Here is a 24,058-nt window from a genome sequence, read left to right as displayed (position 1 = left end):
CCCCGAGGGCTCAGTAGACCATCCCCATGGCGGCGCGGACCTCGGCCAGCGTGGCGTCGCCGACCTCGTTGGCCCGGCGGTTGCCCTCGGCCAGGACCGAACGCAGGTAACCCTCGTCGGCCGCCAGCTCCGCCCGCCGGCTGCGGATCGGGGCCAGCCGCTCGTTGACCGCCTCGGTCACCACGGCCTTCAACCCGGCGCCGCCGGCGCCGGCCAGCTCGTCGGCCAGTTCCTCCGGCGTCCGACCGCTGCTGAGCGCGGCCAGCAGCAGCAGGTTGGCCACCTCCGGGCGGCGCTGCGGCTCCCAGGTGATCTGCCGCTCGCTGTCGGTGACGGCCCGGCGGATCAGCTTGGCCGTGACGTCGGCGCTCATCGCCAGCTCGATGGCGTTGCCCCGGGACTTGCTCATCTTCTGCCCGTCCACGCCGAGGATGTTCACCGCCTCGGAGAGCAGGGCGTCCGGCCGGGGGAACACGGCGTGCCGCTGGTCGGCGCGGCCGTAGATCTCGTCGAACCGGCGGGCGATCGACCGGGACTGCTCGACGTGCGGCAACTGGTCCTTGCCGACCGGCACCAGGTTGGCCTTGCAGAACAGGATGTCGGCGGCCTGGTGCACCGGGTAGGTCAGCATCAGCCCGGACATCGGGCGGCCGTTGGTGGCCGCCAGCTCCGCCTTCACGGTCGGGTTGCGGCGCAGCTCGGCGTCGGTGACCAGGGCGAGGAACGGCAGCATCAACTGGTTGAGCGCCGGCACCGCGGAGTGGGCGAAGATCGTGCAGCGGCTCGGGTCGAGCCCCACGGCCAGATAGTCGGTGACCAGCGAGAGCACCCGTTCGCCCACCGGCCCGACCGCGTCCCGGTCGGTGATGACCTGGTAGTCGGCGATGATGACGAACGTCTCCACCCCGGCGTCCTGCAACCGGACCCGGTTCTCCAGCGAGCCGAAGAGGTGACCGACGTGCAGCCGGCCGGTCGGCCGGTCGCCGGTCAGCACCCGGAACCGGGACGGGTCCTCGCGCAGCTCCCGCTCGATCGCCTCCGACCGCCTGCGGGCGGCCGCGAAGGAGGCGTTGTCCGGCCCGCCGTCGACCGGGTCGTCCGGGCCCGCCTCCCGCGGCGGGTCCATCAGCGAGCTGTCCTGCGCAGCGTGCATGAAACGGCAAGCCTCTCTGGTCACCGACGGCCGGTCACGGTCCGTCCCGTTCGTACCGTGGGATTGTAGGGGTTCAATCGATCGCCGCGAGGAAGTCCTCGCGGGTGTACGTGCCGTGCCGCAGGGTGCGCCGCAGCAGCCCCCGGCGGACCAGGCCCCGGTAGTCGGCGCTCAGGTCGGGGAAGCGCGCGCTCCACCGCTGCCAGAGGTAGGCGGCGGTGCGCAGGCCGTACCCCTGCATCTCCGGCGCGGCCTGGAGGAAGGCGGCGGCCTCCGGCTGCTCGAACAGCTCGGCCAGGTCCGCGCCGGTGATCCGGCCGGCGGCGAAGCGACCGACGGCGTGCAGGTAGCCGGCGCCGTCGGGGAACGGCATCTTGGGCCGGTGCGCCAGGTGCGCCGGGAGGAACTCCTCCGCGACCTGGCGCAGCGCGACCTTCTGCCGGGCCGGACGCACCGAATAGTCGATCTTGCGGGCCGGCGGCAGGGCGCGCGCGTGGGCGACCACCGCCGAGTCCAGGTACGGCACCCGCGCCTCGACGTGGTGCGCCATGGCGCAGCGGTCAAGCCGCAGGCACTCCCGCGCGCCGAGGTCACGCTGCTCGAAGCGCATCCACGGCTCCACCATGGCCGGCGGCAGGTCGGCGTAGAAGCCGTAGCCGCCGAACAACTCGTCCGCACCCTCGCCGGAGAGCAGCACCTTCACCCCGGCGTCGTGGGCGAGCCGGGCGGTCAGCCAGGTGCCCACCCCGCCGAGCACGGTGAAGACGTCCGGGCTGACCGTGTGCGTGACGACCGCGTCGAGGAGGTCGGGGATCTCCGCCTCGTCGAAGATCACCTCGTGGTGGTCGGTGCCCAGGTACGCCGCCACCTCCCGCGCCGCGTCGAGGTCGGCGCTGCCCTCCAGGCCGGCGGTGAACGTGCTGACCCGTCCCACCTCCCGGGTCGCGATCGCGGTCAGCAGCGAACTGTCCAGGCCGCCGCTGAGCATGCAGCCCCACCGCACCTCGGCCGGGATCTGGTCCCGTACGGCGGTCACCACCAGATCCCGCAGGGTCCCCTCGCGGGGCCGGGGGCTGATCGCGACGACGTCCCCCCGGGACGACCACACCGTGCCCGGGGCCACCCGGCACGCGAACGGTCGCAGCTCGGCCGGGATCGTCTCCGGCGTGCTGCTGACGAAGAGCGCCCCGCCTTGGCGCGCCGCGTACAGCGGCTTCACGCCGATGCCGTCCACCGCCACGACGAGCAGGTCCAGCTCCAGGTCGTAGAGGCAGACCGCGTACATGCCCTCCAGGTGGTCGGCGAACCGCAGCCCGTACTTCTCGTAGAGGATGCCGACGACGTGGCCGTCGTTGCCCGACGGCGCGCGCACCCCCACCTCGTCGAGGATGCGGTGGTGGTTGTAGACCGCGCCGTTGAACACCACCCAGGCCCGCCCGCCGGGCGACCGCAACGGCTGGTCCCCGTGCGCCAGGTCGGTGATGGCGAGCCGGACCACCCCGAGGGTGAACCGGGGGTCGTCGAGCACGGCGGTCCCGTCCGGACCGCGGTGGCTCATGCCGGCCAGGGCCGCCTCGACGGCGGACCGGTCGGCGGGGACGGCGGCAGCTATCCCGCACATGGGACGGCCCCCTCTCTCGTCTCGTCGGGCCGGCGCGCGGGCGCGCCGGTCGTGGTCACGCCCGCCCCGCGGGCTGGCCCAGGTCGGCGACGAGGTGCCGCCGGCGGTGCAGGTAGTCGAGGTAGCCGTCCAGCGCCGGCGGCTCGAACGTCGGCACCAGCACCAGCCGCGGCGGCGCCGGCCGGTGCACCAGATGCCGCCGGAGCTTGGCCGCGACGGCCGCCTCCAGCGCGCTCAGCTCGTCGTCCCCCGGGTCCCGCTCCGGCACCCGCAGGAACAGCACGTCGTAGACCAGGCCGAAGCGGAGGCTGCCGGTCAGGCACTCCTGCAGGGCCCGGGTCTTCGGCTCCACGAAACCGCCCGGCAGCTCGGAGAGCAACGCGGTGGTCAGCCGGGCGTTCGCCGGCGTGGTGAGCATGGACAGCGCCGGCAGCACGTACGTGGTCAGCTCCTGGTCGAAGACGGTGCCGCCCAGCTCCACGAACAGGTGCGCCGGGCGGCCCGCGTCCACCCAGGCCCGGTGCAGGGTGAGCAGGAAGAACCGGCTCAGGTGCGGCACGAAGCTGAGGTGCTCCCAGTCCGTGCCGCCGAACTCGCGCAGGAAGGACAGCAGCACGTCGCCGCCGAGGATCTGGTTCGGCCAGCCCATCACCGTGTCCGGCAGGAACCGCCGGTAGGTGGCGAGGTCGTCGGTCGGCGACGGGTGGTTGCCGCGCTCGTTGGTGTTGAGGATGCCGTCGAACTTGACCACCGTCGCCGGGCCGGGGACGGTCGCGGCCAGCCGGGCCACCAACTGCCCCTTGCCGATGTCCGAACGCGGATGTCCCAGCAGCACGAAGACGTGGCACCCGCCGAAGTCGACGTGCCGGAACGCCTCGTCCAGCCGGTCGGTGACCGGAGTCGGTTCCATCAGCGGCCATGAGCCGGTCATCGGTCGATCCCTTCCTGGACGGTCCGGGTGCGCGTGTCGTCCCAGCCGAGCGCGCGGGCCCGGCCGACGTCGTACCGCAGGTCCCGGGTGGACCGGCGGATGCCGTAGCGGAGGTTGGGCCACCGGGCGGGCCGGCCACGAACCCGGGCGGCGGCCCAGGTCAGCAGGCCCAGCGCCGCGTAGGCCGGGCGCGGCACCGGCAGCACCCGCAGGCCGGGGTCGTGGCGGCGGCACCAGGCCCGGGCGAACGGCAGCGCCGCGACCGCTCGGGCGGGCGCCGCGTGGTAGACCGCCGGGCGGCCGTCCTCCACCGCCCGGCGGACCAGGTCGGCGACGTCCGCGGCGTGCACGAACGGCAGGTGGTTGCGGCCCGCGCCGACCAGCAGGCCGAACCGCCCGACGGTACGGACCACCGGCGGGGTGCGGTCGTCGAAGAGGATCCCCGGGCGGATCACCACCAGGTTCACGCCGAGCCGCTCCGCCAGCGCGCCCAGCCGGCGCTCCAGCTCGATCTTCATCGCCGGGTACGGGTCCAGCACCTCGGACCCGGCGGCCGGTGGGCGCGACTCGGGCAGCGGAACCGCACCGGGGGCCGCGTCCAGGCCGTACACCATCACGCTGGAGACCTGCACGAACGTGCGGACGCCGTGGGCCCGCCCGTGTTCCATCAGCCGCAGCGCGGCGTCCAGGTTGTCCCGCCGGTAGTCGGCGGCCGGGTGCGGGGCGAACCGGAAGGCGCAGTGCACGACCGCGTCCACGTCGCGGGTGAGTTCCGCCGCCGCACCCTGCCGCACCTCGATCCGCCGGTCCGGGACGGGCGCGACCGGACGCCGGTGCCGCACGGCGCGGACCTCGTGCCCGGCGTGGGCCAGCGCCGCGACGCACGCCCCGCCCAGCCGCCCCGCGGCGCCGGTCACCAGCACGCGCATCAGCCGACCGCCACGGCAGGGCGCACCCGGCGGAGCACGTGCGCGGCGGTCACCAGGTCGGCCCAGGGGTCACCGGTCGAGCTGAAGACGGTGGTCCGCGACGCCAGGTCGGCCGGCGGGTCGGCGAGCAGCGCCCCGAGGTCGACGGCGTCCCGGTGCGCCGGGCCCGCCTCGGCGACGGCCAGGTCCCGGTCCTCGACCAGCAGCAGGTGCTCCCGCAGCAGGTCGGACGCCACCTCCCGGCGGTCGGCCGCGTGCGCGCCCATGCAGTTGACGTGCACCGGCCCGGGCGGCAGCCGGACGATCAGCGGCTCCACCGAGCCGGTCGCCGTGCCGATCACGTCGCGCCCGTCGACCACGTCGGCCGGTCCGTCGGCGACCTCGACGCGGCACTCCGGGCCGGCCAGGTCGGCGGCCCACCGGGCGAACGCCTCGGCGTTGCCGGCCCGGCGGCTGGTGACCGTGACCGAGGCCAGCGGCCGCACCGCGCACATCCCCCGCACCTGCTGCCGGGCCAGCACCCCGCTGCCGACCAGGCCCACGTGCAGCGGCCGGTCCGGGGTGCAGAGGTCGGTCACCAGCGCGGTCACGGCGGCGCACCGCAGGTCGGTCAGGGCCGCGCCGTCCAGGACCGCCAGCGGCCGGCCGGTGCGCGTCGACATCACCACGGAGAGGGCGTGGATCGCGGGTTCCCCGGCCGGGCGGTCCGGCACCAGGGTGGCCAGCTTCGTCACGAAGAGGCCCTCCCGGGAGCTGACCGAGGGCATCACGCCGAACATCGCCGGCGGGTCCGTGCCGGCCACCGTGGTCCGGGGCGGGGTGCGGGCGGCGGCGCGATGTCCCTCCGCGTACCCCCGGCGCAGCTCCTCGACCAGCACGGGCAGGTCCGCCGCGCCGGCGACGGCGTGCCGGTCGACCACCAGCGGGACCAGCGCGGATTCCGCCCTCACGCCGCGCCGCCCCCGCCGGCGCACGGGATCAGCGCGCTGCGGGTGAAGACCATGACCTCCGCGCCGTCGGACTTGAGCCCCCGGGTCCGGAACGTCACCACGCCGGTGTCGGGTCGGGACCGGGAGAGGCGCTTGGCCACCACCTCGGACTCGGCGGTCAGCGTGTCACCGACGAAGACCGGCGTGCTGAGCCGGATCTCCTCCCAGCCGAGGTTCGCCACCGCCCGCGCGCTGGTGCCGTTCGTGCTCATCCCGCCGACGATGGCGAGGGTCACCAGGCTCGACACGACGGGACGGCCGAACTCGGTCTCCTCCGCGTAGGCCGCGTCGATGTGCAGCGGGTGGGCGTTGAGGCTGAGCAGCGACATCCAGATGTTGTCGGTCTCGGTGACGGTCCGGCCGGGACGGTGCTCGATCACGTCGCCGACGTCGAACTCGTCGTAGTACAGGCCCCGGGACTCGCGGTAGCGGCCCGGCGCGACCTCGGTGAACGCGCGCGGCGGCCTCATCGCGACCGCCCGGCCCGGGCCAGCGTGCTCTCGGCCTGGCGCAGGAAGGGCGGGCCGAGCATCCGGCCGTCCATGGTGATGATGCTGGAACCGGTCCGCCGGAACTCACCCACGATCCGGTCGGCGCGGTGCACGTCGGCGGTGCTGGGGGTGAACACCTCGTTGATGACGTCGACCTGGCCGGGGTGCACCGCCACCTTGCCGGTGTAGCCGAGCGCGGCGGCGCGCCGGGCGTCGGACTCGAGCGCCGCGGCGTCGTCCAGGTCGAACGTCGGGCCGTCCACCGCCTCGATGCCGGCCGACCGGGCCGCCAGCGCGACGCGGGACCGGGCCATCAGCAGCGGCTCCCACTCCATCGCGGTGCCGGTGTCGGCGCAGAAGTCGGCCGCGCCGAAGGTCAGCGCCACGAGCCGGGGGCGGGACCGGGCCACGGCCATCGCGCTCTCCAGCCCGGCGGCGGTCTCCAGGATCGCCCACAGCACGGTGTCGATCCCCGCCCCGGCGAGGACGTCGTCGACGAGTTCGACGTCGTAGGGCGACTCCACCTTGGGCAGCACGATCATGTCAGGGGCGGTCCGGGCGTCGAGCACCATGTGCAGGTCGCGCAGGCCCTCCGGGGACCGGATCGGGTTGACGCGCAGGCTGTAGCCGGCCGGCACGTCCAGCGGGTCGAGCGTGGCCACCGCCTGCCGCGCGTCGTGCTTGGCCTCCGGCGGCACGGAGTCCTCCAGGTCGAGCAGGTGGATGTCGGCGGCGTCCGCCGCGCCGCCGAGGAACCGTTCCATCCGGATGGCCGGGGTGACGAGGAGGCAGCGGCAGATCCCACGCGACCGGCTCCGGGGTACGCCCTCGACGACGGTCATCTCGCACCCCCGGCGACCGCGGTGGCGTCCGTCCCGCGCAGGTGGGGCACCACCCACTCGACCAGCAGGTCGACGAAGCGGCGCAGGTTCTCGTCGCCGAGGTTGGCCCGGATCATGACCCGCAGGCCCTCCCGTCCCCGGGAGGTGACCGGGAAGTAGACCGGCGCGCAGTAGAAGCCCTCGTCGAGCAGCCGCCGGGACAGGTCCACGGCCAGGTCCCGGTCGCCCACCGGGAGCGCCCGCACCGGCAGGATGCTGCCGGCGGACTCGCTGGGCACCCGCGAGTCGAAGTAGTCGAGGTTGGCGCGCAACCGGCCCTGCAGGTGGGACAGCTCCGGTCCGGCGTGCAGCCGGGCCGAGGCCAGCACGCTGCCCATGTTGGCCACGCTCGGGGTCTGCGACCAGCACATCGGGCCGGCGAACGTGTTGACCAGGGCGGGATCGACCGACTCGGGAAGCATCACCACGCCGCCGGAACAGCCGAACCCCTTCTCCAGCGATCCGGTGATCAGCGTCAGGTCGTTGAGGTCACCCATCTCCGAGCGGATGTAGCCCTCGCCGCGGTCACCCATGACCGAAATGGCGTGCGAATCGTCCATCCACAGAAAGAGGCCGTACCGGTCCTGGAGGTACCGCAGGCTGTCCAGATCCGCCAGACCGCCCATGGAATAGGCGCCGTCGGCGACGTAGGCCACCCGCCCGTACTTCTTGCACGCGTCCTCGACGAAGTCGATGTCGTTGTGCGGCGCGACCAGCACGGGCGCCTCGTCGGCGCAGATCGGTTTCACGTAGTCCATGCAGAAGTGGCTGCGCTTGTCGAAAACGGTGACCCGGGGCCGGCCGTCGACGAGGTGGCCGGACGACACGAGCGGCAGCAGCCCGGCGGTCGCCACGCTGCAGGAGAGCGCCAGCAGGCACTGCGCCCGCCAGATCTCGGAGAGCTGGTCCTGGGCCTGCCGCAGCACCGACGGGCGCATCCGGGTGGGAGTGATGCCCAGCCCCACGCAGCCCTGCGAGGTCAGCGCGTCGATCGCGCCCTGCACCACCGCGGGGTGCGTGTTCAGGCCGAGGTACGAGTAGGAGCTGAGGTTGAGGAACGAGCGGCCCGTGTCCGGGTCGTGCAGGGTGCCGTCGGGTCGGCACTCGAGGTGCAGGTTGATCAGGCCCCCGCTCTCCGCCTCGCGCCAGTTGCCCTGCGACAGACGCATCATCTTCGCGGTGTCGCGGAAACGGCGAGGGCCTTCGAGACCGGCCTCGCCGGAATCGTCACCACTCATGCTTCCACTCCTTAGGGGTTGCCGCGCACGAATAGGGGTCGCCGCGCACGAGATAAGGGGTTCGATATAGGGGTGTGAATGCAACGAGCCGGTCGTCACTACTCCGGGACGTACTCCGATGCAATTCCTACAAAGCCGGTGCCAGCGTATACGGGATTGCTTCGGGCACAAGCGTTGACTTGCGTTCGTCAATGGGATAGGAGTGGTGCGGACCGCGCGAATGGTCGCGACGCACACGGGGGCGCAGCACACGATGACGAATCTCCGGGGAAACCCGTGCGACAACACCAGCGTCGGCGTGCTGATCACCGACCCGGCCGGCCGGTTGCTGCTGCTGCGCCGGGCCACCGCACCGGTCGGGATGGCCCCGGTCGCCGGGCACGTGGACGACCACGGCACCCCGGCCGACGCCGCCCGCCGCGAGGTGACGGAGGAGGTCGGCCTGACCGTCCGGACGCTCGACCCGGTGGCGGACGGCTGGCGGCCCAACGCCTGCCGGCGGCGGCCCGGCCCGCGCGGCACCGGACACCACTGGTTCGTGTACCGGGCGGCGGTCACCGGCGCCGTCCGGGCCGATCCGGAAGCCGCCCACGAGGTCGGCTGGTACACCCCGGACGAGGTGCGGGACCTCGCCGACCGCACGGTGGCGCACGCCCGCGGGCACGTCGGCGCGGAACGGTTCGCCGAGGCCCCGGGCATCGAGCCGGTGTGGCTGAGGTTCCTGCACGACCTGGCGCTGGTGGACACCGCGACCGCGGATCTGGCGGCGGTGGACGCGCTCGCCGCCGGACGACCCCCTCGACCGCGCGCCTGACCGGCGACGATCGCCGCCTGACGCACCCCGCTGGTACGTTTCCGGGTACTCCCGTCGCCCGAGCGGAGGTCCCGGGTGAGCATCACCCCGCCCCACGGCACCCGGTGGCCGGACGTCGCCACCACGGGCGCGGACGCGGGCGCGGCGATCACGGGGCGTGACTGGACCGGAACACCACTCGGCCCGATCGCCGACTGGCCGCAGAGCCTGCGCACCGCGCTGGCGCTCTGCCTGCACTCCCCCGCCCCGGCCGTGCTCTGGTGGGGCGACGGCCCGGTGGCGCTGCCGAACGACGCGTACCGGGACCTGCTCGGCCCGGCCCGGGACGCCGCCTCCGGCGCGCCGGGCGTCGACCTCTGGCCCGGCGACCCGGACGCGTTCGCCGCGCTGCTCGCCGGGGTACGCGCCGGCCGGGGCGCCACGGTCAGCCCCGACGTGCCGGTACGACGCACGCGCGACGGCGTCGACGAGGAGCGGTGGTTCACCTTCACGCACAGCCCGGTGACCGGCGAGTCCGGCCGGCCGGCCGCTGTCCTCACCATCGGCGCCGAGACCACCGCGCGGGTGGTCGGCGCGTGCCGGCTGCGGCTGCTCGCCACGCTGGCCGGCGCGCTGGCCGGCGCCGCCGACCCGGAGGAGGTGGCCCGGCGGGCGGTCACCACGCTGGCCGACGCCGCCCCGCTGCCGTTCGTCCAGCTCCACCTGGCCACGCCGGACGGCCCACGGCTGGCCGCCGCGGACGGCGCCGACGTGCTCCCCGGGCCGCCCGGCGGCTGGCCGCTGGCCGAGGTGCTGGCCGACGGCGCGCCGCGACTGGTGCCCCCGCACCCGAGCGACGGCTGTCCGGCCGCCCCGGTGGTGGCCGTGCTGCCGGTGCCCGACCCCGGCGCCGCAACACCGGCCGCGGTCCTGGTCGCCGGGTTGGACCCGCACCGGCCGGTCGACGCCGACCACCGGGCGTTCGTCGAGCTGGTCGCCGGGCAGATCGGCGCGGCGCTGGCCGCCGCCCGGGCCCGCCGGGCGGACCGCCACCGGCCCGCACCGGACCCCACCCGCGCCGAGCTGCGGCTGTTCCAGGCGCTCGTGGAACGCTCCGGCGACTTCATCGCGGTGGCCGACCCGGACGGCCGCACCGTCTACGTCAACCCGGCCGGCCGGGCGCTGTTCGGGCTCGACGACCGGGCGGGCGACGAGCCGGGGCCGGTCGACACCGACCCGCCGGACGCCCGCGACCTGTGGCGCACCGAGCTGATCCCGACCGCGCTGCGCGAGGGGCACCACCGGGGGGAACGCCGGCTGGTCCACCGGGACACCGGCGAGCTGATCGACGTCGACCACCAGACGTTCACCGTGGACACCGGCGACCAGCGGCCCGCGTTCGTGGCCACCGTCGGGCGGGACGTCAGCGAGCGGCAGCGGGCGCTGCGGCGGGCGGAGGCGCTCGCCCGGCTGGCCGGGGCGCTCAGCTCGGCGCGGGGCCGGGAGGCCGTCGTGGCGGCGCTCACCGCGCTCGCCCCGGCCGTGGTGGACGCCGCCACGCTGCGGGTGGCCGTCGCGTCGCCCGGCGGCCGGATGCTCGACGTGGCCGGCGGCGACGCGCCGCCCGGCCGGCTGCCGGTCGACGCCGACGACCCGCTGGCCCGGGCGGTACGCGACAACGCGGTGCTGCCGCTGGCCGGCGCCGACGGCCGGACGGCCGGCGTCTGCCTGCCGCTGCGCTACGGCGACGGCGGCACCCTCGGCGCGCTGGAGGTGTGCTGGGTCGGCCCGGTCGCCGACGACGAGGCGCTGCGCAGCCTGCTCGACGCGGTGGCCGGGCTGTGCAGCCAGGCGGTGCAGCGGGCCGAGCTGACCGGGTCGGCGCAGGCGATGGCCGGGTTCGCGGCCCGGCTGAGCGTGACCCGCTCGACCACCGAGGCGATCGAGGTGATCCTGGACGCCGCCACCACCGCGCTCGGCGCCGAGCTGCCCGGCCTGGCCATGCGGGACGAGGGCCGCCGGGTCCGGCTGTGGCACCACGACGACGTGCCGGGCACCCTGGCCGCCACGTTCCGCGACCTGACTCTCGACGACCCGCGCCCGATCGTGCGCGCGCTGCGCAACGGCGAACGCATCGTGCTGCGCGACCGCGCCGACTTCGCCGCCCGGTTCCCGGGCCTGCCCGACCCGGTCGGCGGGCACGGCCTGGTGACCACCGTGGCGCTGCCGCTGTTCGGTGCCGGGCACCGCCCGATCGCCGCGCTGGGCTTCGGCTGGCGGCGCGAGCGCCCGCTGCGCGACACCGACCTGGCGCTGCTGGACACCGTCGCCGACCTGTGCGAGCAGACGCTGGAGCGGGTCCGGCTGGCCGCCGCCGAGCACAACCTGGTGACGCGCCTGGCCGGTCGGCTGCGCAGCTCGTCGCTGACCACGCCGCGCGGGGTGGAGGTGGCCACCCGCTACCGGCCGGCGATGAGCGGCCTGCACCTGGGCGGCGACTGGTACGACCTGGTCCGGCAGGACGGCGACCGGCTGGCCGTGGTGGTCGGCGACGTGGTCGGGCACCAGGTCGAGGCGGCCGCCGACATGGCCCAGCTACGCACCATGCTGAACACGCTGATCCGGTTGGGCGTGCCGCTGGAGGAGGTGTTCCTCCGGCTCACCGAGCTGGTCGGCGTCGGCTTCCTGGGCACCTGCCTGGTCGTGGTGGTCGACCCGGCGGCCCGCACGGCGCGGGTGGCCCGGGCCGGGCACCCGCATCCGGTGCTGCTGCCGGTCGGGCGGCCGCCGCACAGCGTGCCGACCGCGAACGCCCTGCCGCTGGGCATGGTGGACCGGCCGATGACGGTCACCACCGTCGCGTTCGCCCCGGGCGACGTGCTGGTGGCGTACACCGACGGGTTGGTGGAGCGGCGCGGCCGGCCGTACGACGAGGGCGTCGCGGCGCTGCACCGGTCACTGGCCGGGGTGCGCGACGAGCCGGTGGAGGCGATCGCGGACGCGCTGCTGCACGACCTGGCCGGCTCCGAGGACGACCAGGCGCTGGTGGTGCTGCGACACCTGGGCTGAGCAGGCTTCGGCCCCGCTTTTCGGGGAATGACCTCCGGTCGGAAGACCACCCACCTCAGGAGGACCGTGATGGCCACCAGCACCCAGCCGGCCAAGGCGTCGGGCAGCTACCGGATCGGTGGTGACCTGCGGGTCGATCGCCTGGGCTACGGGGCGATGCAGCTCACCGGTCCGGGTGTCTGGGGCGACCCGAAGGACCCGGCCGAGGCGGTGCGGGTGCTGCGCCGGGCGTACGAGCTGGGGGTCACGTTCATCGACACCGCCGACTCGTACGGGCCGTTCGTCAGCGAGATGCTGATCAAGGAGGCGCTGCACCCGTACGCCGACGATCTGGTGATCGCGACGAAGGCCGGGCTGACCCGCTCCGGCCCGGGCGACTGGCGGCCGGTGGGCCGCCCGGAATACCTGCGCCAGCAGTGTGAGCTGAGCCTGCGCCACCTGGGCCTGGAGTCGATCGGGCTCTACCAGTTGCACCGGATCGACGCCCAGGTGCCGCTTGCGGACCAGCTCGGCGAGCTGGCGTTGCTGAAGCAGGAGGGCAAGATCCGGCACATCGGGCTCTCCGAGGTGTCGGTGGAGCAGATCGAGGCGGCTCGGAAGATCACCCCGATCGTGTCCGTGCAGAACCTCTACAACCTGGCCGACCGCAGCGCCGAGGACGTGCTGGAGCACTGCGAGCGCAACGACCTGGCGTTCATCCCCTGGTTCCCGATCGCCACCGGCAACCTGGCCCGGCCGGGCGGCCCGCTGGACGCGATCTCGACCGGGCACGGCGCGACCCCGGCGCAGCTCGCCCTGGCCTGGCTGTTGCGCCGGTCGCCGGTGATGCTGCCGATCCCGGGCACGTCGTCGGTGGGCCACCTGGAGGAGAACGTGGCGGCCGCCGGGGTGGAGCTGACCGACGACGAGTACGAGGCACTGTCGAAGGCGGCCTGACCGGCCCTCTATGCGTGGCGTGATCGAGAAACTACTGTCGGAAGGATTCTCGTGACTGGGGGTCCTGGGTGGTGGAATTCGACTACGTCGTGGTGGGCGCCGGGGCGGCGGGCTGCGTGCTGGCCGACCGGCTGAGCGAGGACCCGGGCACCCGGGTGCTGCTGCTGGAGGCCGGCGGCTGGGACCGCAGCCCGTTCGTCCGGGTGCCGAAGGCGTTCTCCCGGTTGATGGACGACCCGCGCACCGCCTGGCACTACCCGGCGACGATCGGGCCGGACCGGCGGGAGACCTGGCAACGCGGTCGGATGGTCGGCGGCTCCACCTCCGTCAACGGCATGATCTGGAGCCGCGGCGCGGCCCGGGACTGGGACGCTCTGGCGCCGCTGGGCTGGGGCTGGTCGGCGGTGCGGCCGGCGTTCCAGCGGCTGGAGGACCATCCGCTGGGGCCCGCGCCGCACCGGGGCGTCGGCGGGCCGGTACGGCTCTCCGTCGCCACCGGCACCGACCCGCTGGCCGAGGAGATGGTGGCCACCGGCGCCGAGCTGGGGTGGCGCCCGGTGGACGACCTGGACGCCGACGACGACGAGCGGATCGGGTATCCGACCGCGACCATCCACCGCGGCCGGCGGGTGAGCGCCGCGGACGCGTTCCTGCACCCGGCCCGCCGCCGGCCCAACCTGACCGTCGTGGTCGACGCGCTCGCGCTGCGGGTGCTGGTGGAGGACGGTCGGGCGGTCGGTGTCCGGGTGGCGCACCGGGGCCGGGAGGTCGAGCACCGGGCGGCCGGTGAGGTGATCCTCGCCGCCGGCGCGCTGGCCACCCCGCAGTTGTTGCAGGTCTCCGGCATCGGCCCGGCCGACACGCTGCGCGCCGCCGGCGTACCGGTGCTGCTCGACCGTCCCCGGGTGGGTGCCGGCCTGCGGGAGCACCGGTCGATCGCGTTGCAGTACCGGCTCGCCGGGCCGGGCGGCCACAACGCCCGACTCGGCAGTCCGCTCGGGCAGGCCCGGGCGACGCTGCGCTGGCTGCTCACCCGCGGCGGCCCGCTGGCGCTGCCGGTGCTCGACGTGGCCGCGCACGTGAAGTCCCGGCCGGACCTGGACCGCCCGGACGGCCACCTGCTGATGGCGCCGTTCTCGGCCGCCCCGCCCCGCCCCGGGCGGGCGCTGGAGCTGGAACGGGAGCCGGGCGTGATGTGCCTCGGCACGGTGACCCGGCCGGACAGCGAGGGCAGCCTCGCCGTCACCGACGCCGACCCGCGCGTCCCGCCGGCGATCGTGGCGAACTATCTCGCCACCGGGCACGACCGGCGGGTGGCGGTGGACCTGTTCCGGCGGATGCGGGAGTTCTTCGCCACCGGCCCGATCGCGAAGCGGGTCCGGGCGGAGACGGTGCCCGGCGCGGCGACGCGGACCGACGAGGAGATCGTGGAGGCGGCGGTGGCGCGCGGTTACTGCGGCTACCACGCGGTCGGCACCTGCGCGATGGGCGCGGACGACGACCACGTGGTCGACCCCGAGCTGCGGGTCCGCGGCGTCGACGGGCTGCGGGTGGTGGACGCCTCGGTGCTGCCGGTGATGGTGGCCGGCTGGACCAGCGCCCCGGTGACGGCGCTGGCCTGGCGGGCCGCCGACCTGATCCGGGGTCGCGCCGACGGGTGAGCGCGGTCGCGCCGGGCCCGCCTCGACGGCGGGCCCGGGGCGGCTCAGACCGCGAAGCAGTTCGGCCGGACCGCGGCGCCGGCCAGCGTCTGCCGCACCGCCGTGTAGGTGGTGCCGTCGAGGACCAGGCCGAGGTGGCCGACGACCCGCAGCGGGCACCACGCCTGCACCAGCACGTTGGTCGCGCCGTCGGCGAGCACGGCGTTGTCGACCGGCCGGACCAGTTCGTCCTGCCAGGTGCGCACCGTGGTCCAGCGGACCGGGCCGGGAGTGTCGTCGCCGCCGTTCAGCTCGGCCAGGAAGCTCGACCCGATGGTCATCTGCTGGCAGGCGACGATGCCCGCACAACTGCCCAGGCCGACGACCTGGAGGATGTTGGCGACGTAGGTGCCGTACTGCGGGCTGCCGAGGCTGACGTACTGGTCGACCTTGTCGGCGCCGCCGAGGAACTTGACGTACCAGCGGCTGACCAGGCCACCCTCGGAGTGGGTGACCAGGTCCACCCGGCTCGCGCCGGTGGTGGCGCGGACCTGGTCCACGTAGGACGACAGCGCCCGGGCGGACTCGCGGATGTCACCGAAGCCGAGGTTCGGCAACTGGTAGATGGAGACCCGGTAACCGTCGGCGCGCAGCCGGGCGGCGATCGGCTCGTACGCGATGGAGATTCCGATCAGGCCGCCGACCACGACGACCGGGTCGGCGGCCGCGGCGGCGGCCCGTTCCGCGGCGGTGACGGTGCTGGCGGGGGCGGCGTCGGTGGTGGTGGTGACGGCGTCCGGCCGGGGGCGGGCGCGGCGGCGTGGGCGGCGGTGGCCGGGACGAGCAGGGCGGTGGCGGCGATGGTGGTGGCGGCCAGGATCGTTCGGAGCAGCATGGGCTGCACCTCCGATGGGAGGAGGCACCCGGGGTGACCGGGAGGGGACGGGTGGGAGCCGATCGATCGTGGGAACGATGATGCGTGTCCGATTTCACACACGTCAATGGAAAGTTACGCGCCGGTAACCAGTTGTTCCACCAGGCGCACGAACCGGCATTCAGGACGGTGGCCGGAGGGTGGCATGCTGGGCGCCGTGTCCGCCCCACCACCGCCGGAGAAACCGCTCCGGGTGATGCCCTGGTGGCTGGCGCTGCTCGGGCTGCTGCTCGCCGGCCTGCTCGGCTGGCTGGTGCTCGACTGGCTGCTCACCGAAGCCGACCGGGCCGTCCAGCCCGACACCCGCGCCACGCTGCGCGTCGACGCCATCCGCACCGGCCTCACCGTGGTCGCCGGCACCGGCGGCGGCCTGGCGCTGCTCCTCGCCGCCCGTCGACAGTGGATCAGCGAACGCGGCCAGCGGCACCAGGAGGCCGTCGCCGCCCGCGACCAGACGCACCGCGACCGGGTGCAGGCACACGCCGAGACGGTCGCCGAGACCGCCGCGCGGCACCAGGAACGCCAGGCCGCCGCCGCCGAGCACGACGCCGCCGAGCGCCGGCTCACCGAACTGTACGTCCGGGCCATCGAGCTGGTCGGCAGCGACAACCCGGGGGTACGCCTGGGCGGCCTGCACGCGCTGGAGCGGCTCGGTCAGGACAACCCGGGGCAGCGGCCGACCATCGTGGCGGTGCTCTGCGCGTACCTCCGGATGCCGGCGCCCGACGACCCGCGCGAGACCGAGGTGCGCCGCACCGCGCAGCGGACCCTCACCCGGCACCTGCGCGCGGACCGGGAGACCTGGTGGCCCGGCATCGCGCTGGACCTGACCGGCGCCCGGCTGCACGACTTCGACGCCGCCGGCGGCACCCTGGTCGACCTCGACCTCACCAGCGCGGTCTGCACCGGCACCACCAGCCTCGCCGGCGCGGTCGCGCACGGCCGGCTACGGCTGGCCGCCGAGTTCGCCGACCTGGTGTGCGACGACCTCACCGGCGACGCCGAGATCGTGCTCGACGACGCGCTGATCACCGGCCGGACCAGCTTCGACCGGGCCGACCTCGGCGGCGCGCTGTCCTGCCGGGGAACGCGCTTCGGGGAGTTCTCCTTCCGGGGGGCCACGCTGCGGCAGCCGAGCAGCTTCGACCGGGCCACGTTCGCCGGCAGCGCCACCTTCCGGGACGCGGAGTTCCTGAGCGGACTGTCCATGGAACACACCACGTTCGCCGCGTACGCCGGCTTCCACCGGGCCCGCTTCGCCGACATGGCACTGTTCCGCTGGACCGAGTTCGGCGAGGAGGCCTGGTTCGAGGGCGCGCGCTTCGAGGGCGGCACGAACTTCGGCCGGGCCGTGTTCCACGGCCGGGCCCGCTTCGAGGGCGCCGCCCTGGCCCGCCGGCCCCTCGTCGACCAGGCCCGCGCGTCCACGGCGGTCACCCACGTCTGGCCGCCCGACGTCACCGTCACCCGCCGCGACGGCGACTGGCTGGTCCTCACCGACCCGTGACGGCCGGTCAGTTGCCCAGCGCCTGAACCTTCGCGATGGTCTCCTGCACGTGCTGGCGGGCCGGCTCGCCACCCTGCGCGGCCTGGGCGAGCGCCTGCCGGTAGGCGTCGATCACCCCGATCAGCGGCCCCGCCGTCGCGCCTTCGAGCGCGCCCGCGACCAGCGCCCGCGCCTCGGCCGCGTCCTGCGCGGCGGCAGCCGTGCGGGCCTTCGCCTCGTCCAGCTTCTGTGCCGCCGCCGCCAGCCTGGCGATGACCTCCGCAGCGCTCACAAGCCCTCCCCGCGTCGCCTCCCGCCACCCTACCGCCCACCCCACCCCGTCCCACCCCACCGCCACCCCTCCCCAGCCCCGTCCCGCCGCCGCACCTCGCCCCACGTCACACCCTGTCCCGCCACCGCACCTCGCCCTACGTCACACCATCCCACCCCCGCCGCACAACACCCCGCGCTCCGCAGCCCACCTCGCTTCGCCTCACCTCGCCCCACGTCACACCATCCACCCCGCCGCACCTCGCCCCACGTCACACCCTGTCCCCGCCGCCACACCTCGCCCCACGTCGCACCATCCCGCCCCCGCCGCACAACACCCCGCGCTCCGCAGCCCACCTCGCTTCGCCTCACCTCGCCCCCGCCAACTCACGTCACCTCGCCTAGCACCGCCCTGCCCCGCCACACCTCGCCCCGCCCTGCCCCGCCGCACCTCGCGCCCCAACCGCCCTCGCCCCGTCCCCGCCACCTCGCACCGCTTCGCCGATCTTGGAGTTGTGGCGCCTCGCAAAAGGCTCATAGGTCGCATCCTGGGCGCCACAACTCCTTGATCGACGAGGTGCACGCCGCGAGCATCTCCGCCTCGCCGCCGCCACCCCGCCACGCCTGCCCGCCTCGCCCAACTCGCCGATCTTGGAGTTGTGGCACCTCGCAAAAGCCTCGCAAGCCGCATCATGGGCGCCACAACTCCAAGATCGGCGAGCACGGCGAGCACGGCGAGCACGGCGAGCACGGCGAGCACGGCGAGCACGCGGGTGGGGGTCAGCGGAGGAGGCGGAAGAGGACCAGGTAGAGGCAGAACAGGGACGGGGAGACCAGGGCGCAGATGACGAAGCCCAGCGGGACGTAGCGGCCGGGTGGGGTCTCGCCGTCGGCCAGCACGGGGCGACCCCAGCGCGCCAGCACGAGCTGGCCGGCCAGGAAGGACATCAGCGGTACGCCCGCACAGGACACCGCCGCCACCAGGTCCATCCCGGACACCGGCAGCGGCGAGCCGACCAGCGCGATCAGCATGAGCAGCGAGCCGACCAGCGCGCACCCCGCGTAGACCGCGACCGCCCGGGCCGGCGCCGACCAGGTCGGCAGCAGCACCGGCCGCCGGGCCAGCGCCTCGGTCTCCTGTCCGTGCCGGTCGGCCGCGTCGGCCAGCCGCCCGGCCGCCGCCAGATCCGCCGCCGGGTCGCCGGTGGGCATGCTCCCGTCGGGGTATGCCCCGACACCCGACCGCCCCGGCGCGGCGGCTCCGCCGCCGATCGTCCCGTCCCCTGTTCCGCGCCCGTGTCCGGCGCTCGCCGCGGATCCGGCTCCCGACCCGTGTCCCGTCCCCGCGCCGGATGCACCCACCGATCCGGGCGCACCGGTTCGGCCGGGTGCGTTCACCGGGCCGGGTGCACCCGCCGGGCCGGGACCGGCCGTGGTGCCCGGCGCGGCGGCCGGTGCGGGTCCGGCCGGTGGCGCGTCGGGGAGGGACGTCATCGGGGTGCCGATCGCCTCGCCGAGCCGGTCGAGGTGCGCGCCCTGGGCGGCCAGCCGGCGACCGAGCGTGTCCACCCCGGACTGCAGCTCACGCCGGCGCTGGGCCTCGGCGGCGATCGCGCGCTCACCGCCGCGCTGCCGGGTGGACAACTCCCGGATCAGCGCGGCGTACTCGTCGAACCCGCTCACGACTCACCGTCCTCGGTGAACGGCACGATCAGGGCGGTGCGGTGCTCGTGCCGGTCGACCAGCAGGGCCCGGCCCTCGCGCGGTGTATAGGCGAGGTCGTGCACGCCCAGGTGCAGGCCGAGGTCGGCGGCCGGCACGTTCAGCGCGACCAGGCCGGTCACGTCGTCGCGGTGGCCGCTGCCGCCGAGGTCGTCGGCGAGCCGGCGCAGCCCGCGCCACCAGCCGAGCACGTGCACGCCACGCGCCGGGCCGTGGCGCAGCACCGCGCGCAGGTCGTCGTGGCCGGAGCGGAAGGTGCCCGGGTCGGTGGCGGCCAGCGTGCCGGCGGCGGCGTCCATCCCGAACACCACCAGGCAGGTGCGGCCCGGGGCGCCGCCGTCCCCGGCCGCCTCGGCGAGGAAGGCGCGCAGCGCGGCGGCGTCGAGGCGGCGCACCGCGTGGCCGGCGGCGGCCAGCGTCATGGCCAGGTCGTCGGCGAGGTCGGTGGTGCCGGGGGCCAGCGGCGCGAACAGGAACCGGGCGGTCCCGGGGGCGTGCTGGCGGGCCAGGGACCGCGCGGCGCAGCGGAGCACCTCGGCGCCGGCGGCGGCGGTGCCGACGACGGCCAGGTGCCGGCCGGGGCTGGCGTCGAGCGCGAACCCGGCCGGGCTGCCGGCGACGTCCACGACGCGGCCGACGAGCGCGTACGGCGGGTCGGCGCCGGGCGCCAGCGCGGCCCAGGCGGGGTCGTCGGTGAGCCGGGGCGTGTCGTGGCCGCGGAAGACCGCCGGCGGCGCGGACCCTTCCGGCCGGGCGGCGTGCAGCTCGTGGCGCAGCGCCGCGAGGTCGGCCGCGGCGGCGTGCGCGTCCGGGAAGCGCACCTCGACGTCGGCGCCGGGCGCGCCGGCGGCGGTGTTCACCACCGCGGTGCCGACGGTGAGCCCGCGCGCGGCGTCGTTGCGCGGGTCGAGCACGGCGTCCCCGCCGGGCAGGGCGATGCGCAGCGGGAACTGGCCGAAGATGGCCTCGGCCCGGCCGTAGAGGGCCTCGATGCCGGTGGTGCTCTGGCTGGCCAGCACCAGGTGCAGGCCGTACGAGCGGCCCTTGCGGGCCAGTTCCTCGATCAGGTCGACGGCCTGCCGGGCCAGCGCGTCGTTGCCGGCGAACAGCACGTGGAACTCGTCGACGACGGTGACGATCCGGGGCGGCCGGGCGTTCGGCGGCACGTCGGCGAGCCGGCTGACGCCGTGGCGCTTGAGCAGGTCGGCCCGGCGGGCCAGTTCGGCGCGCAGTTCCCGGAGCACGGCCACGCCGTACTCCCGGTCGGACTCGATGCCGACGGCGCGGGCGTGCGGCAGCCAGGACGGGTCGCGTCCGGTGGGCACGAACTCGGTGAAGCTGACCCCCTCCTTGAAGTCGAGCAGCATCAGCCGCAGCTCGGCCGGGGAGTAGCGGGCGGCCAGCCCGTAGAGCACGTCGAGCAGCAGGACCGTCTTGCCGGCGCCGGTGCGCCCGCCGACCAGCCAGTGCGGCGTGGCGTCGTCGAACCCGACGGTCACCGGCTTGCGGCCGGCCCGGCCGAGCACGGTACGCAGGCCGGCGCCGGCCGACTCCGTCCAACGCCGCGCCGGCAGCAGGTCGGCGAACGTGACGCCGGAGCTGTCGTCGGCGGCCTCGGCGAGCCGGCGGGCCAGCGCGGTGACCGCGGCGTGCGACGGGTCGCCGTCGAGGACGACGGGCGCGGCCAGCCCGCTGCCGTCGGTGCTGAACGGCCGCCCCGGCGGGTCGCCGACCAGGGTGTAGCGCTCGGTGACCCGGAGCTGCGTGGTGGCCCCCAGCGGCGGCGCGCCGCCCGCCGCCGGACCGGCCGGTGCGTAGCCGGCCAGCAGCACGCAGACCGCCGCGGCCGGGCCGGCGTGGGTGAGCGCGGCCAACCGGGCCAGCTCCCGCGCCGGCGGCGCCGACGCGGCGACCACCACCAGCAGTTCGCGGTCCTCCGGGTCGGCCCGTTGGGCGGTACGCGCGTGCCGCTCCGCGGCGTCCAGCAGCGCGGTCGTCTCCGCCTCGGTGGTCGCCGCCGCGGCGAGCACCCCGGCGTCTTGCAGCGGGCGCAGCGGCAGGAACGCCGCGCCGAACGCGGCCTGGTCGACGCCGACCACCCGGACCGCGCCGGCCGGGGCAGCGGTGAGCAGCCGCACCACCACCGCGCGCAGCAGCTCACCGACGCGCGGGTCCCGGGCGTCGGCGTCGATCGCCAGGTGGGCGCCCGCCCCCACCGGCACGAGCACCGGGAACACGCCGTCGACGGTGGTCGCCTCGCCGAGGCGTACCGGAACGGGGTGGGTCGCGACGCGGGCGGTGCCGGGCACCGCGGCGGCCAGCTCACCGCCCAGCCGGGCCAGCCGGGCGACCAGCTCGGGGCTGCCGACGGGGGCCGGGCCGGCGGCGCCCAGCATCCGCCGGGCCGCCTCCCAGTGACGCAGCGCCTGCCGGTGCCGGTCGACCGCCTGCCGGTACGCCGCCGCGAGCCTGTTCACCGTCCGCCCTTCGACGCCGCCGGATGCGATCGAGGGAACCCTAACGGACGCGCGCGAGCGGGGCACGGCGCGCTCGGCACCCGAGGTTCGTCCACTGTTCACCCGGCGGCGGCCGATCCCGCCGCCCGCCGTTCCCGCGACCGGACTTGCCTGCCAGTGCAACCTCGTGTGCACAGGAAGGCGACGACGTGACCTCCTCTCCCCTCTCCCGGCGAGCCCTGCTCGGCGGCGCGGCCGGCGGCCTCGGCATCGTGGTGGCCGGCAACCTGGACGCCATCGCCGGCCCCGCCGCGGCCCGGGCCGCCTGCCGTCCCGCGGTCGGCTACGGCGACCTGGTGCCGGACCCCGCCGGCCTGTTGGCCCTCCCGCCCGGCTTCTCCTACACCGTCGTCGCGCAGGCGGGCGCGACGCTGCTGGAGTCGGGCCAGCCCACCCCCAGCGACGCCGACGGCACCGGCTGCTTCCGCGGCCCGCGCGGCTCGGTGCTGGTGAACAACCACGAGATCGGTGGCACCGAGCCCTACCCGGTGCCGGCGCTGCCCGGCCTCACCTACGACCCGGGCGCGCGCGGCGGCACCACCACCATCGAGGTGGACAAGCAGGGCCGGCGGCTGCGCGAGTACGTCAGCGTGGCCGGCACGCACAACAACTGCGCCGGCGGCATCACCCCGTGGGGCACCTGGCTGACCTGCGAGGAGACCGAACAGCGGGCCGGCGGTCAGTTCCTCAAGGACCACGGGTACGTCTTCGAGGTCGACCCGCACGACCGGGCCGCCAACGCCGACCCGGTGCCGCTGACGTTCCTCGGCCGCTACTCCCACGAGGCGGTGGCGGTCGACCCGTACACCCACTCGATCTATCTGACCGAGGACGCGAGCGGGCCGAACGGCCTGTACTTCCGGTGGACGCCGCCGGCCGGCTTCCGGGCCGGCAAGGGCGCGCTGCGCGCGCTCGCCCAGCGGCCGGACGGCGCCACCGCCGGCACCCTGGAGGCGATGCGCTGCCGGCGCGGCGACGGGCACGTGGCCGACCTGTCCGAGGCCACCACACCTGGTACCCGCTACCAGGTGGAGTGGGTGGAGGTGCCGGACCGGGACGCCCGGACCGTGTCGGTGCGCAAGCAGTTCGCCGACGGCGAGGTGACCCGCAGCCGCAAGCTGGAGGGCGCCTGGTGGGGCGACGGCGGCGCCTACTTCGTGGCCAGCTACGCCCGGCTCGACGACGGCAGCGTCCACGAGCACGACGGGCAGGTCTGGTTCTACGACCCGCGCCGGCAGACCGTCACGCTGAAGACCATCTTCGGGGTGAACACCGACCCGGAGGCCGACAACGGCAACTACGACGGGCCGGACAACATCACCGTCTCCCCGTACGGCGGGGTGATCCTGGCCGAGGACGGCGAGGGGGTGTCGCACCTGGTCGGCGTCACCGAGCAGGGCAAGGCGTACGCGCTGGCCCGCAACGAGCTGAACGACAGCGAATTCACCGGGCCGACGTTCAGCGCGGACGGGAAGATCCTGTTCGCCAACATCCAGACCCCGGGCTACGTGTTCGCGATCACCGGTCCGTGGGGGCGGCCGAGCAACGCCCACCGCTGACCGGTGGCGGGCGGCCGGCGGTGCCCGTCCCGGGAGCCGCCGGCCGGCCTCGCCCTCACCAGGGGATCGCGCCGGCGTCGTCGAAGAAGCCGCCGCGTGGTCCGTCGTCGGGCAGCGTGGCCAGCCGGACGACGATAGCGGCGCCCTGCTCCGGGGTACGCGGTGCGGCGAAGTTGGTGAAGTCGGTCGCCACCCAGCCGGGGCAGGCCGCGTTGACGATGACGTCCGTGTCGGCGAGGTGGCGCGCGTACTGGGTGGTGATGCTGTTGAGCAGCGTCTTCGACGGGGCGTAGGCGGCCAGCACCGGGCCGGTCCGCAACGTCAACGAGCCCATGTTGCTCGACACGTTGACGACGCGGGGCGACGGTGCGCGGCGCAGCAGCGGCAGCATCGCGTTGGTCACCCGGATCACCCCGAACACGTTCGTGTTCAGCACGGTGCGCAGGACGTCGAGGTCGAGCGTCGTCGGGTCCTGCACGCCGCCGTCGGCCGGCCCGGAGATGCCGGCGTTGTTGACCAGCACGTCGAGCCGCCCGGCGGTCCGTTCGACGGTCGTCGCCGCCGCGGCGACGCTGTCGTCGGAGGTGACGTCGAGCGCGACCCCGAACGCGTCGACACCCTCGGTACGCAGCCGCGCCACCGCCTCCGCCCGCCTGGCGTCGTCGCGGGCGCCGACCGCGACCGTGAAGCCGATCGCACCGAGGCCCCGTGCGACGGCGAAGCCGATGCCCTTGTTCGCGCCGGTGACCAGCGCGGTCCTGTTCTCGTTCACCCGACCCATGCTGCCCACGCGCTAACCCGGCGACCAGGACCGATCCGGTCCCCACTGATACCCGCCGGATATCAAGGTGCCACTCCCCCCTCCCCCGTGGACGATCTCGAAGAAGCGCAAGCCGCGCC

17 protein-coding genes and 2 pseudogenes are annotated in these 24,058 nt (G+C 75.2%); 6 read left to right on the top strand and 13 right to left on the bottom strand.

Annotation, left to right across the window (positions count from 1 at the left end):
• Positions 1 to 10: 10 nt before the first annotated feature.
• The 8 genes from trpS to H1D33_RS03305 all read right to left on the bottom strand — a co-directional run bounded on the left by trpS (position 11) and on the right by H1D33_RS03305 (position 8,233).
• Positions 11 to 1,153, bottom strand: a complete 1,143-nt coding sequence (trpS, locus tag H1D33_RS03340) for a tryptophan--tRNA ligase (protein WP_246411717.1) — start codon at positions 1,151 to 1,153, stop codon at positions 11 to 13.
• Between the two features lie 73 nt (positions 1,154 to 1,226).
• Complete coding sequence (locus tag H1D33_RS03335) at positions 1,227 to 2,774, bottom strand: asparagine synthetase B family protein (RefSeq protein ID WP_181569455.1); 1,548 nt, start codon at positions 2,772 to 2,774, stop codon at positions 1,227 to 1,229.
• Positions 2,775 to 2,829: 55 nt separating this feature from the next.
• On the bottom strand, positions 2,830 to 3,705 hold the full coding sequence (locus H1D33_RS03330; RefSeq protein WP_181569456.1) for a hypothetical protein: 876 nt from the start codon (positions 3,703 to 3,705) through the stop codon (positions 2,830 to 2,832).
• Positions 3,702 to 4,634: an NAD-dependent epimerase/dehydratase family protein gene (locus H1D33_RS03325; RefSeq protein ID WP_220138719.1), complete on the bottom strand. Its 933-nt coding sequence runs from the start codon at positions 4,632 to 4,634 to the stop codon at positions 3,702 to 3,704. Before H1D33_RS03325 ends, H1D33_RS03330 begins: the two co-directional genes overlap by 4 nt.
• Positions 4,634 to 5,584 (bottom strand): ornithine cyclodeaminase family protein, encoded by a 951-nt coding sequence (locus tag H1D33_RS03320; protein ID WP_181569457.1) that lies wholly within the window; start codon positions 5,582 to 5,584, stop codon positions 4,634 to 4,636. The genes H1D33_RS03325 and H1D33_RS03320 overlap by 1 nt, the downstream gene beginning before the upstream one ends.
• Positions 5,581 to 6,093, bottom strand: coding sequence for a MaoC family dehydratase (locus H1D33_RS03315; protein ID WP_181569458.1), 513 nt, complete (start codon positions 6,091 to 6,093; stop codon positions 5,581 to 5,583). Before H1D33_RS03315 ends, H1D33_RS03320 begins: the two co-directional genes overlap by 4 nt.
• Positions 6,090 to 6,956: an HpcH/HpaI aldolase/citrate lyase family protein gene (locus tag H1D33_RS03310; protein WP_181569459.1), complete on the bottom strand. Its 867-nt coding sequence runs from the start codon at positions 6,954 to 6,956 to the stop codon at positions 6,090 to 6,092. The genes H1D33_RS03315 and H1D33_RS03310 overlap by 4 nt, the downstream gene beginning before the upstream one ends.
• On the bottom strand, positions 6,953 to 8,233 hold the full coding sequence (locus H1D33_RS03305; RefSeq protein WP_181569460.1) for an aminotransferase class I/II-fold pyridoxal phosphate-dependent enzyme: 1,281 nt from the start codon (positions 8,231 to 8,233) through the stop codon (positions 6,953 to 6,955). The genes H1D33_RS03310 and H1D33_RS03305 overlap by 4 nt, the downstream gene beginning before the upstream one ends.
• 253 nt (positions 8,234 to 8,486) lie before the next feature.
• Between H1D33_RS03305 and H1D33_RS03300 the strand changes: the two genes are divergently transcribed.
• The 4 genes from H1D33_RS03300 to H1D33_RS03285 all read left to right on the top strand — a co-directional run bounded on the left by H1D33_RS03300 (position 8,487) and on the right by H1D33_RS03285 (position 14,692).
• Positions 8,487 to 9,047: an NUDIX hydrolase gene (locus H1D33_RS03300; RefSeq protein ID WP_181569461.1), complete on the top strand. Its 561-nt coding sequence runs from the start codon at positions 8,487 to 8,489 to the stop codon at positions 9,045 to 9,047.
• 75 nt (positions 9,048 to 9,122) lie between these two features.
• Positions 9,123 to 12,095 carry a SpoIIE family protein phosphatase gene (locus H1D33_RS03295; RefSeq protein ID WP_181569462.1) on the top strand — a complete coding sequence of 991 codons (2,973 nt, stop codon included), beginning with the start codon at positions 9,123 to 9,125 and terminating at the stop codon, positions 12,093 to 12,095.
• A 69-nt stretch (positions 12,096 to 12,164) separates the two neighbouring features.
• Complete coding sequence (locus tag H1D33_RS03290) at positions 12,165 to 13,031, top strand: aldo/keto reductase (RefSeq protein ID WP_181569463.1); 867 nt, start codon at positions 12,165 to 12,167, stop codon at positions 13,029 to 13,031.
• A 71-nt stretch (positions 13,032 to 13,102) separates the two neighbouring features.
• On the top strand, positions 13,103 to 14,692 hold the full coding sequence (locus H1D33_RS03285; RefSeq protein WP_307755341.1) for a GMC family oxidoreductase: 1,590 nt from the start codon (positions 13,103 to 13,105) through the stop codon (positions 14,690 to 14,692).
• A 44-nt stretch (positions 14,693 to 14,736) separates the two neighbouring features.
• Here H1D33_RS03285 and H1D33_RS03280 read toward each other — a convergent pair.
• Positions 14,737 to 15,566: pseudogene (locus tag H1D33_RS03280) on the bottom strand (lipase family alpha/beta hydrolase).
• Positions 15,567 to 15,750: 184 nt separating this feature from the next.
• Between H1D33_RS03280 and H1D33_RS03275 the strand changes: the two are divergent.
• Positions 15,751 to 17,112 (top strand): pentapeptide repeat-containing protein, encoded by a 1,362-nt coding sequence (locus tag H1D33_RS03275; RefSeq protein ID WP_181569465.1) that lies wholly within the window; start codon positions 15,751 to 15,753, stop codon positions 17,110 to 17,112.
• Between the two features lie 7 nt (positions 17,113 to 17,119).
• On the opposite strand, the gene H1D33_RS03270 is transcribed toward H1D33_RS03275, so the two are convergent.
• The 3 genes and pseudogenes from H1D33_RS03270 to H1D33_RS03260 all read right to left on the bottom strand — a co-directional run.
• A complete protein-coding gene (locus tag H1D33_RS03270) occupies positions 17,120 to 17,383 on the bottom strand; it encodes a DUF6244 family protein (protein ID WP_089157165.1) in 264 nt (87 codons plus the stop codon).
• Between the two features lie 758 nt (positions 17,384 to 18,141).
• On the bottom strand, positions 18,142 to 19,044 hold the full coding sequence (locus H1D33_RS03265; RefSeq protein WP_181569466.1) for a hypothetical protein: 903 nt from the start codon (positions 19,042 to 19,044) through the stop codon (positions 18,142 to 18,144).
• Positions 19,021 to 21,560 (bottom strand): annotated as a pseudogene (locus H1D33_RS03260) (FtsK/SpoIIIE domain-containing protein); the annotation flags it as partial. The pseudogene H1D33_RS03260 and the gene H1D33_RS03265, both read right to left, overlap by 24 nt.
• 188 nt (positions 21,561 to 21,748) lie before the next feature.
• Here H1D33_RS03260 and H1D33_RS03255 point away from each other — a divergent pair.
• Positions 21,749 to 23,158, top strand: coding sequence for an alkaline phosphatase PhoX (locus H1D33_RS03255; RefSeq protein WP_181569468.1), 1,410 nt, complete (start codon positions 21,749 to 21,751; stop codon positions 23,156 to 23,158).
• 55 nt (positions 23,159 to 23,213) lie between these two features.
• On the opposite strand, the gene H1D33_RS03250 is transcribed toward H1D33_RS03255, so the two are convergent.
• Entirely contained in the window at positions 23,214 to 23,930 is a 717-nt protein-coding gene (locus H1D33_RS03250; protein WP_220138720.1) for an SDR family oxidoreductase, read from the bottom strand.
• Positions 23,931 to 24,058: the final 128 nt, after the last annotated feature.

This window comes from Micromonospora ferruginea, assembly GCF_013694245.2.
Taxonomy (GTDB): domain Bacteria; phylum Actinomycetota; class Actinomycetes; order Mycobacteriales; family Micromonosporaceae; genus Micromonospora; species Micromonospora robiginosa.
The sequence above is the reverse complement of the archived record's forward strand: the minus strand, read 5'-3'. Positions and strand labels throughout refer to the sequence as shown.